Annotated in this window: 17 protein-coding genes; 6 read left to right on the top strand and 11 right to left on the bottom strand. The window is 69.2% G+C overall.

The annotated features are described in order from the left end of the window. Positions 1–15: 15 nt before the first annotated feature. The gene (locus VYJ16_RS02310) at positions 16–234 is read right to left on the bottom strand and encodes a hypothetical protein (protein ID WP_336348706.1); all 219 of its coding nucleotides are present in this window, start codon (positions 232–234) and stop codon (positions 16–18) included. 146 nt (positions 235–380) lie between these two features. On the opposite strand from VYJ16_RS02310, the gene VYJ16_RS02305 reads away from it, so the two are divergent. Continuing rightward, positions 381–1,478 carry a glycosyltransferase family protein gene (locus VYJ16_RS02305; RefSeq protein WP_336348705.1) on the top strand — a complete coding sequence of 366 codons (1,098 nt, stop codon included), beginning with the start codon at positions 381–383 and terminating at the stop codon, positions 1,476–1,478. 9 nt (positions 1,479–1,487) lie between these two features. Here the strand turns inward: VYJ16_RS02305 and VYJ16_RS02300 are convergent, their stop codons facing one another. Next, a complete protein-coding gene (locus VYJ16_RS02300; RefSeq protein ID WP_336348704.1) occupies positions 1,488–2,123 on the bottom strand; it encodes a hypothetical protein in 636 nt (211 codons plus the stop codon). A gap of 125 nt (positions 2,124–2,248) precedes the next feature. Between VYJ16_RS02300 and VYJ16_RS02295 the strand changes: the two genes are divergently transcribed. Together VYJ16_RS02295 and VYJ16_RS02290 are read left to right on the top strand one after the other, a co-directional pair. After that, positions 2,249–2,788 carry a DUF7109 family protein gene (locus VYJ16_RS02295; RefSeq protein ID WP_336348703.1) on the top strand — a complete coding sequence of 180 codons (540 nt, stop codon included), beginning with the start codon at positions 2,249–2,251 and terminating at the stop codon, positions 2,786–2,788. A 124-nt stretch (positions 2,789–2,912) separates the two neighbouring features. Continuing rightward, a complete protein-coding gene (locus VYJ16_RS02290; protein ID WP_336348702.1) occupies positions 2,913–3,626 on the top strand; it encodes a phosphoribosyltransferase in 714 nt (237 codons plus the stop codon). Between the two features lie 44 nt (positions 3,627–3,670). Here VYJ16_RS02290 and VYJ16_RS02285 read toward each other — a convergent pair whose 3' ends face one another. Further along, on the bottom strand, positions 3,671–5,149 hold the full coding sequence (locus VYJ16_RS02285) for an MATE family efflux transporter (protein WP_336348701.1): 1,479 nt from the start codon (positions 5,147–5,149) through the stop codon (positions 3,671–3,673). 123 nt (positions 5,150–5,272) lie between these two features. Here VYJ16_RS02285 and VYJ16_RS02280 point away from each other — a divergent pair, with 123 nt between their 5' ends. Genes VYJ16_RS02280 through VYJ16_RS02270 form a run of 3 tightly spaced genes read left to right on the top strand, consistent with a single transcriptional unit; the run spans position 5,273 to position 7,076 of the window. After that, on the top strand, positions 5,273–5,683 hold the full coding sequence (locus VYJ16_RS02280) for a hypothetical protein (RefSeq protein WP_336348700.1): 411 nt from the start codon (positions 5,273–5,275) through the stop codon (positions 5,681–5,683). A 56-nt stretch (positions 5,684–5,739) separates the two neighbouring features. Beyond that, a complete protein-coding gene (gene mtnP / locus VYJ16_RS02275; protein ID WP_336348699.1) occupies positions 5,740–6,594 on the top strand; it encodes an S-methyl-5'-thioadenosine phosphorylase in 855 nt (284 codons plus the stop codon). An 11-nt stretch (positions 6,595–6,605) separates the two neighbouring features. Then, positions 6,606–7,076, top strand: a complete 471-nt coding sequence (locus VYJ16_RS02270) for a hypothetical protein (protein WP_336348698.1) — start codon at positions 6,606–6,608, stop codon at positions 7,074–7,076. Between the two features lie 14 nt (positions 7,077–7,090). Here the strand turns inward: VYJ16_RS02270 and VYJ16_RS02265 are convergent, their stop codons facing one another. From VYJ16_RS02265 to VYJ16_RS02230, 8 genes are all read right to left on the bottom strand, one after another. Then, on the bottom strand, positions 7,091–7,375 hold the full coding sequence (locus VYJ16_RS02265) for a lipoyl domain-containing protein (RefSeq protein ID WP_336348697.1): 285 nt from the start codon (positions 7,373–7,375) through the stop codon (positions 7,091–7,093). Then, positions 7,372–8,394 carry an alpha-ketoacid dehydrogenase subunit beta gene (locus VYJ16_RS02260; protein ID WP_336348696.1) on the bottom strand — a complete coding sequence of 341 codons (1,023 nt, stop codon included), beginning with the start codon at positions 8,392–8,394 and terminating at the stop codon, positions 7,372–7,374. The genes VYJ16_RS02265 and VYJ16_RS02260 overlap by 4 nt, the downstream gene beginning before the upstream one ends. Continuing rightward, a complete protein-coding gene (locus VYJ16_RS02255; protein ID WP_379761987.1) occupies positions 8,394–9,410 on the bottom strand; it encodes a thiamine pyrophosphate-dependent dehydrogenase E1 component subunit alpha in 1,017 nt (338 codons plus the stop codon). The genes VYJ16_RS02260 and VYJ16_RS02255 overlap by 1 nt, the downstream gene beginning before the upstream one ends. A gap of 193 nt (positions 9,411–9,603) precedes the next feature. Continuing rightward, positions 9,604–9,807: an HVO_0649 family zinc finger protein gene (locus tag VYJ16_RS02250; protein WP_336348694.1), complete on the bottom strand. Its 204-nt coding sequence runs from the start codon at positions 9,805–9,807 to the stop codon at positions 9,604–9,606. 141 nt (positions 9,808–9,948) lie between these two features. Continuing rightward, positions 9,949–11,133 carry a ScpA family protein gene (locus tag VYJ16_RS02245; RefSeq protein WP_336348693.1) on the bottom strand — a complete coding sequence of 395 codons (1,185 nt, stop codon included), beginning with the start codon at positions 11,131–11,133 and terminating at the stop codon, positions 9,949–9,951. Continuing rightward, positions 11,126–14,701: a chromosome segregation protein SMC gene (gene smc, locus VYJ16_RS02240; RefSeq protein WP_336348692.1), complete on the bottom strand. Its 3,576-nt coding sequence runs from the start codon at positions 14,699–14,701 to the stop codon at positions 11,126–11,128. Before smc ends, VYJ16_RS02245 begins: the two co-directional genes overlap by 8 nt. 33 nt (positions 14,702–14,734) lie before the next feature. Continuing rightward, positions 14,735–15,118: a DUF7518 family protein gene (locus VYJ16_RS02235; RefSeq protein WP_336349683.1), complete on the bottom strand. Its 384-nt coding sequence runs from the start codon at positions 15,116–15,118 to the stop codon at positions 14,735–14,737. Positions 15,119–15,365: 247 nt separating this feature from the next. Then, positions 15,366–16,448, bottom strand: coding sequence for a glycosyltransferase family 4 protein (locus VYJ16_RS02230; protein WP_336348691.1), 1,083 nt, complete (start codon positions 16,446–16,448; stop codon positions 15,366–15,368). Positions 16,449–17,197: the final 749 nt, after the last annotated feature.

Below are 17,197 nucleotides of genomic sequence, written 5' to 3'. Positions count from 1 at the left end.
CCTCGCCGGTCTCGGTCACCAGAACGAGCGCTCCGCGAACCGCGTGTTCCCGCACTCCCGGCACTGCGCGGGCGGCCCGCCGTAGTGCTCGCCGCACTCGGTGCACGTGTACGGCCGTCGCACGTAGTTGACCGGCGCGAGGACGAAGTCGAACACCCAGAGGACTCGGAACAGCCACGCGACGCCGTGGTAGAGCCCGCGCAGCACCCAGAGGACGCCGTCCAGCAGGTCCATGCGTTCGAACACGCTCCACTCATACGAAAAACAGTTCGATTCGCCGACGGGTGCGCTCGGTGGTGGACTCGCCCATTGGTGCGCTCGGTGGGTGCGACGTTCCGTCATCGCGCCGATTATACAACTCCGGGCCTCACTCTCACGTGATGGAGTACGTCCAGGAGCGCGTGACGACCCTCCACGATTACGGGGACGCTGACCCGGTGGCGCCGACGGAGCGCGCGGCGGTCGTGGTGCCGATGACCGAACGCGAGTACGCCGGGCTGGCGCCCGAGCGCACGCTCTCGGCGCTCGAAGCCGTCGACCCCGGGAAGGTCGTCGTCCCGCTGTCGGCGTCGCCCGAGCACGTCGGCGACTTCGCGGACTGGCTCGCGTCCTTCGACCTCGACGCGGACCTCCTCTGGTGCAACAGCGACGAGGTCGACGCCGTCCTCGCCGACCACGACCTCGGCGGTGCCGCGGGCAAGGGCCGCGACGTCTGGCTCGCGCTCGGGCACGCCGCCGACGTCGCCGAGTTCGTCGCCTGCCACGACGCGGACGCGAAGACGTACACCGACCGGCACGTCCCGAAGCTCCTCTCGCCGCTCGCCGGCGAGTACGCGTTCTCGAAGGGCTACTACGCCAGGGTCGAGAACGACCAGCTCTACGGCCGGCTCTTCCGCCTGTTCGTCCGCCCGCTCGTCAGGGCGCTCGACGACGCGACCGACCACGCGTTCGTGGACTACCTCGACGCGTTCCGGTACGCGCTCGCCGGCGAGTTCGCCATGACGAGCGACCTCGCCCGCGAGGTCCGCGCACAACGCGAGTTCGGCCTGGAGATCGGGACGCTCGCCGACGCGTACGCGCACGCAGGCTTCGAGCGCTCCGCGCAGGTGGATCTCGGCCGCCACGAGCACGACCACCGCGCCGTCTCCGGGCCGACAGGGCTCTCGGACATGAGCCAGCAGGTCGGGCGCGCGCTGTTCAACGCGCTCGCCGACCACGACGTCCCCGTGGACTACGACGCGCTCCGCGACACCTATCGGGACACCGCGAGCGCGCTCGTCGACCAGTACGCCGCCGACGCCGCGTTCAACGACTTCGCGTACGACGCCCACGACGAACGCGACCAGATAGAAGCCTACGCGCCCGCCGTCAAAGCGCCCGACCGCGACGACCGCCTCCCCGCGTGGCACGACGTTCCCCTCCACCCCGAGACCGTCCTCGACGCCAGCCACCGCGCCATCGAGCGCGTCCGGGACTGACTCGCGAGTTCAGTCGCCGACACCGGCGGCGTCGCCGACGACCTCGAACCCGACCGCGTGCGCCGCGTTCCGCCCGGTGCCCCAGTAGACGAACCGGTACGACCCCGGCTCAAGGGGGCCACAGACGCGGTACGTCGGCGTGTACTCGAAGGCGTCCGTGAGTCCTCGCTTCGAGACGGTGACCGTCCATTCGAAGCCGCTCCCGGGTTCGTGCCGCACCGCGTTGTCGATGATACCCCAATTGTCGGGTGCGATTCCGAAGATGCTGCGCCAGCCGTCGCCGGTGGCGCGCTGGACGTCGAGCTTCTTGCTGACGCCCGTCGTCTGCGCGTCGTCGCTGACGTTCGTCAACGCGAACGTGACGTCGTCGCCGAGCGCGACCCGGTCGGCGCTCGCGGTGAGCCGGAACCCGTCACGTGGACCGGGGCCGGCCGCGGTCCAGTACGGGTCGCGGGGCTCGGTGCGCTCGCCGCAGGACGTCGCCGGGTCGGCGACGCCCTCGGCGAACGTGGTCGCTTCCGCCGCAGTCGCGTCCCCCACGGTCGTCCCCCGGGTCGAGTCGCGTGACGCGAACGACTGACAACCGCCGACGACGGTCGCGGTGCTGGCGGCGAGCGCGGCGAGAACGCGACGACGGGCAGGCATCGTCGGGACCACGACCAGCCCCGAAAAGTGTCTTGTGCCGTTCTCGCCGACGTCGCTCGAACCGTCGGCAACCCGCGACGCCGTCGCCCGAACGGTTTTGGTGTCGCGCGCGAACCGGTCTTGACGTGACCGAATCCGACGCCGCGGACGGGGGCGAGGAGGTGCTGTCGGCGGACGAGCTCGCGGGCGTCCTCGAGCTGTTCGGGGCGCTCAGCGAGTCGGAGTTCGTGCGGGCGGTGAACGAGGCGGCGTTCCGCGCCGGTCGCGAGGTGGACGACGACGCGCTCGCGGACCGGGTGAACGCGGCCGCGGAGTCGTTCCACGTCGTCCGCGTCGAACCCGACGCCGTGCCGCTCGTCGTCCCCGCACTCGACGGCGACGAGGCCGCGTACGTGCCCGGCCCGCGGGCGTGGCCCGAGGAACCCGAGCACGGCGAGGACCTCCCGCACATCCTCGACGTCGACGCCCGCGACGTCGACCGGGAGGCGTTGGCGGTCCGCGTCCGCAGGCAACTCCGCGCTGCCGTCGAACGGGCCGCCGCTCGCGGCGACGCCGAACGCCTCCACGACGTCGTCGACGTCACGTACGACGTCGAAGCGTGGGCCGACGTCGACCTCGCCGACACCCGCGGGCTCGCCGACGGTGCACTCGCGAACATAGAGTAGTTCCTCGCGAGCGGAAGCGCCCGTCGGCGTGCCACGTTCCGGCGTGGGTTCTCGTCGCGCCGACGTCGCGGTGAATCATCGCTGTGAGTAAACGGTTAAGTGGCGACGCGGCCGATTCGCGGACATGAGCGACCTGCCGGAGGACTTCAAGTGCACCATCACGAACTGGGAGTACATCTACTCGCTGTGCCGGGACGTCTCGAACGACGTGAAGCGGGACGCGTTCGAGCCGGACGTGGTCGTGGCGCTCGCTCGCGGCGGCTGGTTCGCGGGCCGGTGCATCTGTGACTTCCTCGGGCTGGACGACCTGACGAGCCTGAAGATGGAGCACTACGTCGGGACCGCGCAGAAGGCAGACGAGCCCCAGGTCCGGTACCCGATGCCCGAGGGGAGTGTGGACGGGAAGGACGTCCTCATCATCGACGACATCGCGGACACCGGGGGGAGCATCCGGCGCGCCGAGGAGTACGTGATGGAGCGCGACGCGGGCGAGGTCCGGACCGCAACGCTCCAGTTGCTGGATACGAGCGAGTTCGAGCCGGATTACGTCGGCGAGAACTTGGAGGAGTGGGCGTGGATGGTGTACCCGTGGAACTTCATCGAGGACATGATCGACGTCATCTCGGGCGTCATGGAGCGCGCCGACGAGGACGCGTTCTCGAAGGCGGACATCCGCCACTATCTCTCGGAGTACCACGACGTCGAGCGCATCGAGATGGAGATCGCGCAACCGAACCGGATGACGGAGGTACTCACTGAGATGGAGCGGCGTGGTGTCGTCGCGGACGCCGGCCCCGGCGAGTGGCGTCTCGTGGACGACGAGGCCGCGGACGACTGAGGGTCCGCGGACGATTGCGGGAGGGTGACAGGTGCGGGGGTTCGTCAGTCGTCGGTCGCGACGGGGTCGCTCGGGGAGCCGGTCGCGTCGTCGGTCGTCGTCGATTCGCTCGTTCTCGAGTCGTCGGTATCGCTGTCGCGGTCGACGACGCTGTCCTTCCACGTGCCGCGCGTGAACCACGCCATCGCGGCGAGGCAGCCGACGACGTCGCCGACGGCGACCGCGATCCAGATGCCGGTCGCGCCGAAGTCGCCGGCGATGGCGAGCGCGAACGTCACGGGGACGCGGACGGCCCAGAGTGCGACGGCGCTGAACGCGAGCGCGGTCTTCGTGTCGCCGGCGCCGCGGAACGCGCCGAGGAACACCTGGAACGCGCCGACGAACGAGAACGCGACCGCCATCACGCGCAGGTACTCGGCGCCGAGACGGATGGTCTCGGTCGCGGTCGCGGACTCGGTGCGGAGGAAGACGGAGACGATGGGTTCGGCGAACGCGAGCGCGACGACGGCGACGACGAGCATGACGACGGCGACGAGTTTCGCGGCGAGCCACGTCGCTCGTGCGGCGCGCTCGGGTTTGTCCGCGCCGAGGTTCTGGCCGACGACCGTGTTCGTCGCCTGCCCGAGTCCCATCGCGGGGAGGAACACGAGCGAGATGAGGCGGTTCCCGAGGCCGTACGCGGCGACGACGGCGGGCGGGAACGTCGCGATCATCGCGGTGAGGGTGACCATCGCGAGCGACGCCATCGACTGTTCGAGCGCCGAGGGGACGCCGACGCGCACGATCTCCGCGATGGAGTCGAGGTCGGGGACGAGGTGCGCGCGTTCGATTGTCGGGCCGACGGTCGTCCCGAAGAGGACGTAGAACCCGAGCACGGCGGCGATGGCGCGACTGAGGACGGTCGCGACCGCGGCGCCCTCGATGCCCATCGCGGGAATCCCGAGCGCCGGGAACCCGAAGATGAGCAGCGGGTCGATGACGACGTTCACGACGACCGAGACGAACATGATCCGCATCGGCGTCCGGGTGTTCCCGTACCCGCGTAGCAGGCTGACGAAGACGAAGAACCCGAAGAGCGCGGGGCTGCCGAGGAAGAACAGCCGCATGTAGTCCGCGGCGAGCGGGATGACCCGGGCTTTCGTCTCGGGGTCCGCGGGGAACAGGCCGAGCATCGCGTCCGTGACGAGGAAGCCAAGGACGGCGAGGACGACCGAGACGCCGAGGACGAACGTGAGCGTCTGGCCGGCGACCTTCCCGGCGGCGTCGTCGCCGCCCGCGCCCGTGTGCTGGGCGACGAGGATGGCGCCCGCGGCGGTGAACCCGCCGCCGACCGAGATGAGGAGGAAGATGATGGGGAACGCGAGACTGAGCGCGCCGACCGCGTCCGCCGACAGCGCGCCGAGCCAGAACGTGTCCGCGACGTTGTACGCCACCTGCAGCAGCTGGATGACGATCATCGGCCACGCCAGCGCCACCATCGGTCCGAGGAGGTCTCCCTTGGTCAACTCGCGATTCTCGGTCATACGAACCGAAACGCTTCCGGCCCGTAAGAAGGCTCGTAGCCCTTGTTAGCGCGTCGCAACGTCGAGGACGTGCTCTCTCGTCCATCGACGGGATTTTTCGCCGAGGCGTTCGACGGACCGGTCGTGTCCCCCGAAAGTTCGCCCCGTGGCCGGTCGGTACTCGCCGCCGCGGCGCGGTTCGTCGCGCACTGGCTCGCGCTGTCGGTCGGCCTCGTCCCGTTCGCGTTCGTCGTCGACGCACTCGACGTCGGCCCCGTGTGGCTCGTCGGCGGCACGACGCTCGGGCTGGCCGCCGTGGCGGTCGACCGCGACGTCGCCGTTCGCACCACCGCTGCGCTCTCGCTCGCGGCGGTCTCGTCGTTCTTCGCGGCCCAGGCCGCGGCCGGTGGCGCCCTCGGCGAGCCGTCGACGGCGTGGACCGTCGGTGCCGCCGTCCTCGCGTACCTCGCCGCCGGCGTCGTCGTGTCCATCGACGTCCCAGCCCGCGTCCGGGCGCTCGTCGACCCCGTCGAGCGCGGCCGGTCGAGGGACTGACCCCACGACGCCACCGACTCGTCGCACTTAAATCCGCGGCGAGGGAACGCCGTGGTATGTCCATCGGCATCATCGGTGGGAGCGGCATCTACGAGGCGCTCCCCCTGGAAGACGTCGAGAAGCGAAGCGTGACCACGCCGTTCGGCGAACCGAGCGACGACCTCACCGTCGGTACGCTCCACGGGAAGGACGTCGTGTTCCTGCCGCGGCACGGCCCCGACCACCAGCACACACCGACGAACGCGCCGTACAAAGCGAACGTCTATGCCCTCAAGGACGCGGGCGTCGACCGCGTCATCTCCACGAACGCCGTCGGGAGCCTCCGCGAGGACCTCCCGCCGCGCGCGCTCCTCGTTCCCGACCAGATCTTCGACCGGACGAGCCAGCGCGAGCACACGTTCTTCGGCGACGGCATGGTCGTCCACATGGGGTTCGCGGACCCCTACGACCCCGCGCTCAAGTCGCACCTCGCGGACGCCGCCGAGTCCGCGGACCACGACGCCACCGTCGAGGAGGACGGGACGTACGTCTGCATCGAGGGCCCGCAGTACTCGACGCGCGCCGAGAGCGAGTTCTACCGCGAGCAGGGCTGGGACGTCGTCGGCATGACCGCTATTCCGGAGGCGAAGCTCGCACGGGAGGCCGAACTCGCGTACGCGACCGTCACGGGCGTCACGGACTACGACGTCTGGAAGGCGGACAACGAGGTGACGCTCCAGGAAGTGCTGGACAACGCCGCCGCGAACCAGGAGTCCATCAACGCCGTCGTCGAGGAGGCCGTGCGGACGATGCCAGAGGACTTCGAGAGCGACGCCTGGTCCGCGTTGGAGGGCACGGTCAACACGCCGACCGAGGCGATTCCGGAGGAGACCAGAGAGCGCGTGGAACTGCTCGCCGGCGACTACCTCTGAGGCGACGGCCGATGTCGTCGCTGCCGCGTCCCTCCGCGGTCGTTCGCTCCGGCGTCGCGAGAGCCGTGGCCGTCGGCGTCGGCGCGTTCCTCGTCTTCGGGACCGTGACGGGCCTCATTCCGAACCCCGTCTACGTCCGCATGGTCGAGCGAACGCTCGCGGACTACGCGTTCCTCGTCGCGACCGCCGCGTTCGCGGGCGCGTTCGTCTACCAGCGCTCGCGCGTCGCCGACCCGCTCGGTGACGGGTACGCCGCGGGGAGCGTCGCCGCCGGCGTCCTCGCGTTCGGGTGCCCGATCTGTAACGCCGTCCTGCTGGCGCTGTTCAGTTCGTCCGCGCTCATGACGCACTTCGACCCGCTCCGGCCGTACCTCGGCGTCGCGAGCGTCGCGCTGTTCGCGGGGCTGCTCTACTGGCAGTACCGCCGGGACTGCGCCGCGTGCGAAGCGAGTGGGGACGCCGACGCGGTCGCTGGTGAGTGACGGCGACGCGGTCCTCAGGCCGGTCGGACGTACGCGAGGGTGTCGTCGCGCGTGAACTCGTCGTTCTCGCCGAGCACGACCTCGTCGACGACGCCCGCGACGGGTGCGGGGACGTCGATGCTGACCTTCTCTATCTGTATCTCGCAGAGCGTGTCGCCCGCGTCGACGGTCGCGCCCTCGCGGACGAACCAGTTCGCGACGACGCCCTCGTCGATGTCGTCGGCGTCCTCGGGCCACACGGACGCGAGCGTGACCGCGACGCGTTCGCCCGCCGACTCGGTGTCGCTCGTCCCGCTCATTCCTGGGTGTCGCGGACCGCGGCTTCGATGTCGTCGACGCCCGGGATGACCTCGTCCTCGAGCGGTCGGGCGTACGGGATGGGGACGTCCGGGACGGCGACGCGCCGGACGGACTCGAGGTCGTCGAGCGCGTGCTCGGCGGCGAGCGCCGCTATCTCGCTCGTCACGCCGAACGACCGGTAGTCCTCGTCGACGACGACCAGGTGGCCCGTCTTCCGGACGGAGTCGAGGACGGCGTCGGTGTCGAGCGGCACGAGCGTCCGCAAGTCGAGCACCTCGGCGTCGATGTCGTCGTCGGCGAGCGCGTCCGCGGCCTCCAGCGCGCGGTGGACGTGAAGGCCGAGCGTCACGACGGTCACGTCCGAGCCCTCGCGCTTCACGTCGGCCTCGCCGAACGGAATCTCGTACGGATCCTCGGGGACGTCGGTCTTCGGGCCGGTCGGCGACGGCATCCAGCCCAGGCCCATCAGGCGCTTGTGGAACATGTACACGACCGGGTCGTCGTCCCTGATGGCGGAATGCATCAGGCCCTTCGCGTCGTACGCCGTGCTCGGGACGACCACCTTCATGCCGGGGAGGTGCGCGAACGTCCCGTACAGCGTCTGGGAGTGCTGTGCGGCGTCGTTGTACGTCCCGCCGACGGCGGCGGTGAGCACCATCGGGACGTTCACCGACCCCCCGGACATGTAGGTGTTCTTCGCCATGTTGTTGTAGATCTGGTCCATCGCGACGCCGAAGAAGTCGACGAACATCAGTTCCACGATGGGGCGCATCCCGGCCTGTGCGGCGCCGACGCCCGCGCCGATGTAACTCGTCTCCGAGATGGGGACGTCCATCACGCGGTCGTGCCCGAACTCGTCGGCGAGGTCGGTTGCGGAACTGAAGATGCCGCCGTAGTCCGCGACGTCCTCGCCCATGAGGAACACCTCGTCGTTCTCGCGCATCTCGCTCGCGACCGCTTCGACCATCGCGCGACTCATCGTGAGTTCGCGCTCGGCGGCCTCCTGCGTTTGGGCCATCACTCCTCACCTCCGTCGGTCGCCGCGGTCGTAGACGTCTCGCCGGCCGCGCCCGCCGGTGGGTTCGCGAACACGTCCTCGTGCGCTGCGCTCGGGTCGGGCTCTGGCTGCTCCTTCGCCCAGTCGATGGCGTGGTCGACGCGATTCTCCGCCCCCTCGCGTATCTCGTCGACCTCGTCGCCGGTCACGCCGTACTTCCGGAGGTCCTCGGCGAGTCGTTCGATGGAGTCCCGCGCCTTGTGGCGTTCGACGTCGGCCTCGGGCCGGTACCCCTCGGCGTCGCCCATGAAGTGACCCATGCGGCGATGCACCTGTACCTCCAGTAGCGTCGGGCCGTTCCCGTCGCGAGCGCGCCCGACCGCTCGCTCGGCGGCCTCGTAGACGTCGATGGCGTCGTCGTGGTCGACGCGCTCGCCGTGCATCTCGAAGCCGTCGGCGCGCTTCGAGCCGTCGCGGACGTCCGTGACGCGTTCCTTGGGCATGCTGATCGCCCAGTCGTTGTCCTCGACGACGAACACGACGGGGAGGTTCTGGACGCTCGCGAAGTTCAGCGACTCGAGGAACCCGCCCTGGTCGATGGCGCCCTCGCCGAGGAACGCGACCGCGACTGCGTCCGTGTTGCGCTTCTTCGCCGCCAGTGCCGCGCCGACCGCGGGCGGACAGCCCTGTGCGATGATGCCACTGCACGCGAAGTTCACGTCCGGGTCGAACAGGTGCATGTGGCCGCCCTTCCCCTTCGAGAGCCCTGTCTCGCGCCCGAATATCTCGGCGGTCATCCGCTTCAGGTCGACGCCCTTCGCGATGGCGATGTGGTGCGGTCGGTGCGGCGCGGTGACGGTGTCGTCGTCGCGGAGGTGCGCGCAGACGCCGGCGCCCGAGGCCTCGTGACCGGCGGCGAGGTGGAGTTCACCCGGTATCGGACCGGCGGAGATGTCGAACGCGGGCTGTTTGCCCTCCATGTACTCCTCCTGGAGGCGCTCCTCGTAGTAGCGCGCCGTCACCATGTCCTCGTACATCGACCGCAGGACTGATTCGCTTGGCATGATACACCATACCAGACGTCGGGCTGGCGCAAAAATCGCCACTACACGGTTACTGGCGGAGACGCACCCAGCTCCACGCCAGCTCGCGACGGGATTCGAACCGGAACCCGCCGGGTGGCGTCAGGTGGTTACCATCCGTGAACGCGACGGTCCACCGCCGAGAGCGTCAGTCGCGAAGGGTGACGGTCCGGATGCGGTTGTTCCCGCAGCTCGGACAGAGGTGGCGGTAGTCGATCCGGCGGCCGTTGGTCGACGCACGCCAACTGCCGTCCTCGTCGTGGTACCCGCACTCGGGGCAGGTGAGATCGGTCCCCTCGTAGCGGTCGTTGAGTCGGTCGATGAGCGACGACCCGCCTGCGCTTCGGGACATGCGAACGAACTACGACCCCCACCGCAATAAGTCATGCCATGTCTTGACATGGCACTGTAGCGGGGTGCGTGCCGCCGCCACCGAGATCCAGTAACAGCGCCACACGACCACCGAACCGGCAGCCACAGAACCCGGTCTACGTCAGTCCGCGGTCGCGCTCTCACTCACCGTCGCCGCGTTCGGGTCCTGCACCCACAGGTCGCCGAACAACTCGTCCTGCTGGAGCCGCACGGTCCCCCGGTGACTCATGAACAGGACCGCGAGGAACGTCTGCACGCGCGACCCGTACGCGGCCGCGACCTCGCGGAACAGGACCTCGTCGCGGCCCGCGTCGTAGTGCTCGCGGAGCGTCGCCTCCACGTCCTCGATGACGGACTCGATGTCCTCCTCGTGGGTCGTCCCAGTCACGTCCGCCTCCGTCGGCTCGTCGTCCACGCGGAAGTCGTCCGCCGACCGATAGTCGAGCGTCTGCTCGCCGCGCCCGTACCCCGACGGCGAGTCGCTCGTGTCGTACTCGCGCCGGCGCTTCCACCACGACCCGCGCTCGGCCTCCCGGAGCTCGCGCACCAGCTCGTCGAGCGTCTCGGGCGTCCCGCGCGCGTGCTTGCGGTCCAGCCGGCGCTCCATCTCGTCCTCGAGTGCCGCGACCGGGTCGAAGTCGCTCGGCGCCTCGCCACCCTCACCGCCTGCCGCAGCAGGGTCGTCCGCGAACGGCTGCTCCCACGGCGCGAGCTCCTCCTCGTCCTCCTCGTCGCTCCCGTGCAAGAGCTCGTCGCCCTTCATCCGCACCAGGACGCTCGCGTAGAACAACGCCCGCCCCGACGTCCGCAGGTCCGCGTCGTCGAGCGCGTCCAGGAACTTGTCCGTCACCGTGACCACGTCGATGTCCCACGGGTCGATCTCGCCGCTCTCCGCGAGGTTCACGAGCACCTCGACGGGCTCGACCTCGTCCTCGTCGCCGTCAGCCATCGCGTCCTCGTCCGGCAACACCTCGTCCATCGTCTCCGCGGCCGCGTCCGCCGCATCGGCAGCGTCAGCGTACGGGTCGTCGCTCTCGGCGTCGGCCGCGTCCGCGTTCCCCTCGGCGTCGTCACCGTCCCCGAACGGGTCGTCCGCGTCGCCGGGACGCTCACGGTCCTCGTGGCCCGCGATGTCGAGCATCGACGCCGGGTCGTTCCCGCCGTCAGCCCTAGGCGTCTCCTCGGCCGTCTCGTCGCTGACGCGCTCGTCGGCGTCAGTCGCCTCGTCCGCGCGCTCGCGGGTCGCTTCGCTCCCCGCTCGCGTCTCCGAGGACCCCTCGCTTCGCTCGCGGTCCTCGTTAGTCATCCGCGGGCACCTCCTCGCCGCCCGCCAGGTCGATGCCGGTGACCGCGGACACGTTGTTGTCCTGCATCGTCACGCCGATCGCGCGCTCGGAGCGGTCGAGCATCGCGGACCGATGAGAGACGACGACGAACTGCGCGGCGCCCGCGAGCTCGTCGACCATCTGCCCGACGCGCTCCGCGTTCGCCGCGTCCAGGAACGCGTCCACCTCGTCGAGCGCGTAGAACGGCGCCGGATTGTGCCGCTGAATCGCGAAGATAAAGGCGAGCGCCGTCAGGGACTTCTCGCCGCCGCTCATCGCGTCCAAGCGCTGGATGGGTTTGTCGCCCGGCTGCGCCTTCATCGTCAACCCGCCGTCGAACGGGTCGTCCTCGTCCTCCAGGTGCAGCGTCCCCGTCCCAGCGGACAACCGCTCGAAGATGTCCGTGAACTGCTCGTTGATCGCCTCGTAGGAGTCCATGAACGTCTGCTTCTTCTGGGCCTCGTAGGACTCGATGCGTTCGCGGATGCCGTCGCGTTCCTCGACGAGCGTCTCCTTCCCCGACAGCAACTCCTCCAATGCTTCCTTGACCTCGTCGTACTCGTCGATCGCGAGCTGGTTCACGGGCTCCATCGCCGCCATGTCCGCCTCGAAGCACTCCACCATCTCCACGACGGCGTCGTGCTCCGGGACGTCCTCGGGGTCGTACTCGCCGACCTCCGCCTCCAGGCTCTCGACCTCCCACTCGAGGTCGTCGCGCTCGGCCTCCAGGTTCGCCACCTTCGACTCGACCGCATCCACCTGCTGTTGCTGCTCGTCCCTTGCCTGCCGCGCCGCCTTCGCCTCCTCGCGGACCTCCTCGCGTTCGGCCTTCAAGTCCTCGAGCTCGTCCTCGAGCTCCAGGACCTTCCGGCGCTTCTCCTCGAGCGTCGCCTCCTTCGCCTCGATGTCGCTCTCGAGCTCCGCGATACGGTCCTCGTGCTCGGCCTTGCGCTCCTGGGCATCCTCGATATCGTCGTGGAGGTCCTCGATCGCGTCCTCCGCGTACTCCTTCTGGAGCGTCAGGTCGTTCAGCGTCCCGTCGATGTCGCTCACGCGACCCTCGATGTCGTCGATCTCCGCCTCCACGTCCTCCATCTCCGCGGTCAACTCCGGAACGCGCGAGTCCGCGAGCTCGTCCTCGAGCTCCGCGATGTCGCCCTCGATGTCCGCAATCTCGGCCTGCTTCTCGCTCACCTCCGCCTCGATCTCCTGCATCTCCGCGTCCACGTCCTCGCGCTCGCCCTCGAGCTCGGTCTTCCGGTCCTCGAGGCGCTCGACGCGCTCCCGGGTCGACTCGATCTCCGCCTCGACCGCGTCGACGTCGCTCTGGACGTCGCGGACTGCGTCCGTCGCGTCCGCCTTCCGGTCGCGCGCGTCGTCCAACCGCTCGTCGATGTCCCGGAGGTCCTCCCGGAGGGCCTCGCGTTGCTCCTGGAGCTCCGTGATCTGCTCGGCGACGCGCTCCAGTTCCCCGCGCCCGGACTTCGCGAACGAGTACCGCGACCCCGAACTCGACCCGCCCGTCATCGCCCCGGACTTCTCGACGAGGTCGCCGTCGAGCGTCACGAGCCGATAGTCGCCCTGGAGGTCCCGCGCCGTCTCGAGGTCCTCGACGACGAGCGTGTCGCCGACCACGTAACTGAACACGTCCGCGTACGTCGAATCGAAGTCGAGCAGGTTGTACGCGAAGTCGACGACGCCAGGCACGTCCGGCGGACTCGACAGCGACCGGTTGTGCATCTTCGTCATCGGGAGGAAGGTCGCACGGCCCGCGTTCCGCGATTTGAGGTGCTCGATGCACTGCTGGCCGACGACGTCGTCGTCCACGACCACGTTCGCCATCCGGCCACCCGCCGCGGTCTCGCACGCCTGCGCGTACTGCCCGCCGACGCTCCCGAGCTGCGCGACCGTCCCGTGCACGCCGTCGATACCCGAGTTCAGGATGGTCGTCACCGACCGCCCGTACGACGAATCACCCGACGCTTCGGCGTTCGCCTCCAGCTCCGCGTACTCCTGTTGCTTGCGCTGGAGCTCGTCCTCCACGTCGTCCAGGTCGCTCTGGGCCTCCTGCTTCTCCCGCTTGAGGTCGTCGACGACGCCCTCGATGGAGAGCGCGTTCTTGCGCGCCTTCTCCAGCTCGTCCTGGAGGTCCTCGCGCTCGGCCTCCAGCTCCGGAATCTCCGCCTCGGCGGCCTCGACGTCGTCCTCGACCTCGCTTATCTCGTTCGACCGCCGCCGCGCCTCGTCGAGCAGCCGGTCCTGCTCGCGCTGGAGCTCGTTCTTCTCGTCCCGCGCTTCCTCCAGCGCCTGCTTTCGCTCCTGGAGCTCGCCCTTGAGCTCGTCGTACTCCGTGTCTATCGCATCGATCTCGGCTTGCAGGTCCGCGAGCTCCGCGCGCTTGTCCTGGACGTCCGCCATCAACGAGGACTTCTCTACCTTGCACTCCTTGATGTCGCCCTCGAGGTCCTCGATCTCCTCCTGTTTCTTGTCCACCTGCACGAACGCCTGCCGGCGGTCCGCTTCCGCGGACTCGATCGCGTCCTCGCTCGACGCGACCTTCTCCTCCAGGAGCTCGATGTCGTTCTGGATTCCATTGATGTCGCTCTTGATCTGGAGTTGCTCGTCCTCGCCCTTCCGCTCGATCTCGCGGTTCAACTCCTCGAGGTCGTCCTCGAGACGCATCACCTTCCCCTGGCGTTCGTCGAGTTCGCGCTCCAGCTCTTCGAGTTCGTCTTGCTTCCGGTCGATGCGGTCGACGACGTCGTCGAGCGCCTCGCGCTTGTCCTCTAACTCCGCGGCCTTCAGGTAGCCCTCGTACTCCTCCTTCTCCCTGCGGAGCCGCCGGTAGCGGAGCGCCTCGCGGCGTTCGTCCGCGAGCTGGTCGAGGCGAGCGTGCTTGTCGTCGATGCGGATCTCGGCCTCCTCGATGCGTTCCTTGACCGTCTCCAGCTCCTCGAGGGCGTCCTCCTTCTTCGCGTCGAACTCCGCGACGCCCGCGATCTCGTCGATGATCTCGCGGCGCGCGTACGGCGTCATGTTGATGATCTCGGTGACGTCGCCCTGCATGACGACGTTGTAGCCCTCGGGCGCGACACCGGCTTGCGCGAGGAGGTCCTGGATGTCAGAGAGGTTCACCGAGCGGCCGTTCAGGTAGTAGTACGAGTAGTAGTTGTCCTCGGTCTGCTTGACGCGTCGCTTCACCGATATCTCGCTGACGTCGCCGACGTCGTCGGTCCCGGCGGCGTTCTCGACCTGCGACCGCGAGAGCCGGCCCTCGTCGTTCGCGAGGACGACCTCGACGATGGCTTCCTTCGGGCCGCCGGCTTCGTCGCCGTCGGCGTGCCCGGGGTTGTAGATGAGGTCAGTGAGTTTCTCCGCGCGAATCCCTCGCGTCCGAGCGAGGCCGAGCGCGAACAGGACGGCGTCGATGATGTTCGACTTCCCGCTCCCGTTCGGGCCGGTGACGACCGTGAAATCCTCGTAGAAGGGTATTCGGGTCTTCCGCCCGAAGCTCTTGAAGTTCTCGAGGACGAGTTCCTTGATGTGCATTGTTGGTCCGAATCCACCGCGGGGACGCCGACGTCAGGCGACGATGATGTCGTCGCCGACGTCGGAATCCTCCGAATCGTCGCCCGCTTCGCTCTCGGTGGGCTTGTCTCCTTCGACTGCTTCCTTCGTCGCTTCGGCGACGTCCTCCTGGCCGGCTTCGGGCGTGACGATCTCGGTGTCGGTCGCTTCGCTCTCGGGGATGTCCCCGCGGGCGGTGGTCTGCGCGGGACTCTCGTCGGCGCCGAGGTCGACGTTCGGGTCGGCGTCCTCGACGACGGTCTGGGGGTCGGCGTCGAGTTCGGCTTCGAGGATGCGCACGCGCTCTTTGGTCTCTACGAGTTCCTCGGTGAGGCCGCGGACGGTGGACTCGAGTTCCGCCACGGTGGCCTCGAGTTCCTCAACCCGGTTCGTTGGCATACAGGATACGCGCGGGCGAAGTCTCTTAATGGTACGCAAGACAAATGTATTTTTTCTGTAACGAGCTGGTGGGTGGTCTGCTGGTGGCGCGAGCCGCGAGTTCGCGGCCAGTACTGCGGGACGATACCACACCACTCGAACGCTGATTTATAAGGACGCGTTCGGTGCCGGCGTCGGATTCTGAATCTGAACCGGTATCGGTGTCGACGTCGGCGCGCCCGGAGCGCTCGTGGCTGCGCCGCCCCGGCTAGAACAGGCCCGCTGCCTCGACCTCTTCGCGGTAACACTGGAGGTAGGTTTCGAGCACGGCGTCGTGGTCGTACTCGTCGAACGCCGGGTCGTAATCGAGCCGGTCCAGGCTCGCGGCGTCGCGGATGGCGTCCGCGAGCTCCTGCTCGCTCGTCGTCCGGAACGCCCGGTCGCGGTCCCCGCCCGGCTTCAGGTAGTGCTCGACGAGCTCGTGCGCGCTCGAGTTCGCGTGGTACTCGACGATACCGACGCACCCGCTGGCGAGCGCCCACAGGAACTCGGTCGGGAACAGGCACTCGTTCGCCGTCTGCGCGAACACGTGCGCCCCACGATAGACCGAGATTCGTTCGTCGCGCGTGCACTCCCCGAGCCACGTGATGCGGTCGTCGATGCGGAGGTCCCGCGCCTGTCGTTCGTACGCCTCGCGTTCGGGGCCGTCGCCGACGACGGTCGCAGTCCAGTCGGTCTGCCGGAGTTCCGCGAGCGCGAGCAGGAGCGACTCGAGGTTCGCGCCCTCGTCGAGCCGGCGCGCGTACACCACGTCGCCGGCGCGAACCGGGTCCGTCGCGCGGATGCGGTCGACGTCGACGCTGTTCGGGACGACCTCGACCGCGTCCGCGGCGAGGTCGACGTGCTCGCGGACCTCTGTCTCGACGAGCTCCGAGGGGACGAGGACGCGGTCGGGCTTCGAGAGCGCCTTCCGTTCCGTCCGTCCGTACCCGTCGACGTCCCCGTACCACTCCGTCACGAGCGGTGCGCGCGCCATCCGCGCGCCCTTCTTCGCCGCCGGCACCTGACTCGCAGGTGTCCCCGCGGCGTGCACGACGTCCGGACTCCGACGCGGGATGCGCGTCGTGAGCGCCCACCGGAACGACCGCTCCGCGTCCACGTCCTCCACCACCGCCTCGTACGTCACGTCGTTCTCCGTCCACGTCTCGTCCGCGCTCGTCCACCACTTCCCGCAGAGAACGACGACGTCGTGCCCGCGCGCAGCGAGTCGCTCGGCGAGCCCCCGCACCCGATAGTTCGCCTCGGACCCACGATGAAAAGCGGTCTCCAACGCGACGAACACGACGCGCATACCCACAAGCGACACAGGACGGAACTTAAACACCACCTTTTTCCGGCGTCGGGTGCGCCTGCGGCGCACCACTCCTTGGAAAAACGTGGGCGAAAAACCTCCCGAGGGCGTCGCTCGCTGCTCACGGCTACGCCGTTCGCTTCTCGCGGGACTCGCTTCGCTCGCCCCGCGTAGCGCTCGCTCGCGCTCGGTGTCGGTCCGTTGGACCACACCGCGACCGCACCGCGACCGCACGGCACCGCTACCGCCCCGCGACCGGACGGCACCGTACCGCCCCGCGACCGGACGGCACCGCGACCGCCCCGCGACCGCGACAGTACCGCCACCACGGCCGTTCGAGGACTGCGGGCACGCCGGTCGCACCGCATCCCGGGGTACCGTCCCACGAGACGTCGACGTGTTTCGGGTCCGTGCGTGCTGGCGAACGCGTCGGCCCGACGCACGGGGTTTACGTCTCACGTAAACCTCCGTGGGCTACGTCTCCGTGCTCACCGACCGAACGACGCCTCGGCCTCCCCAGCCGACTCCCGCGGCGGCTCCCGTCGGTCGCCGCCGCGCTCGTCCCTCGCACGGTGTCGACTCGCCGGCGCTCGCGTTCGCTCGCACCGACTCGACAGCGCGCGCCAGCCGGCGGTCGAACGCTCGATTCGACGGGGAATCCGGGCCGCGAGCAGCGCGCGCGGAACTGCGCGCGCTGCGAGCAGGGGGAGGGCAGGCGCGGTGCGGTCGTGGTGTGGTCGCGGTGCGGA

This window comes from Halorubellus litoreus, from assembly GCF_037081675.1.
Taxonomy (GTDB): Archaea; Halobacteriota; Halobacteria; order Halobacteriales; family Natrialbaceae; genus Halorubellus; species Halorubellus litoreus.
The sequence above is the reverse complement of the archived record's forward strand: the minus strand, read 5'-3'. Positions and strand labels throughout refer to the sequence as shown.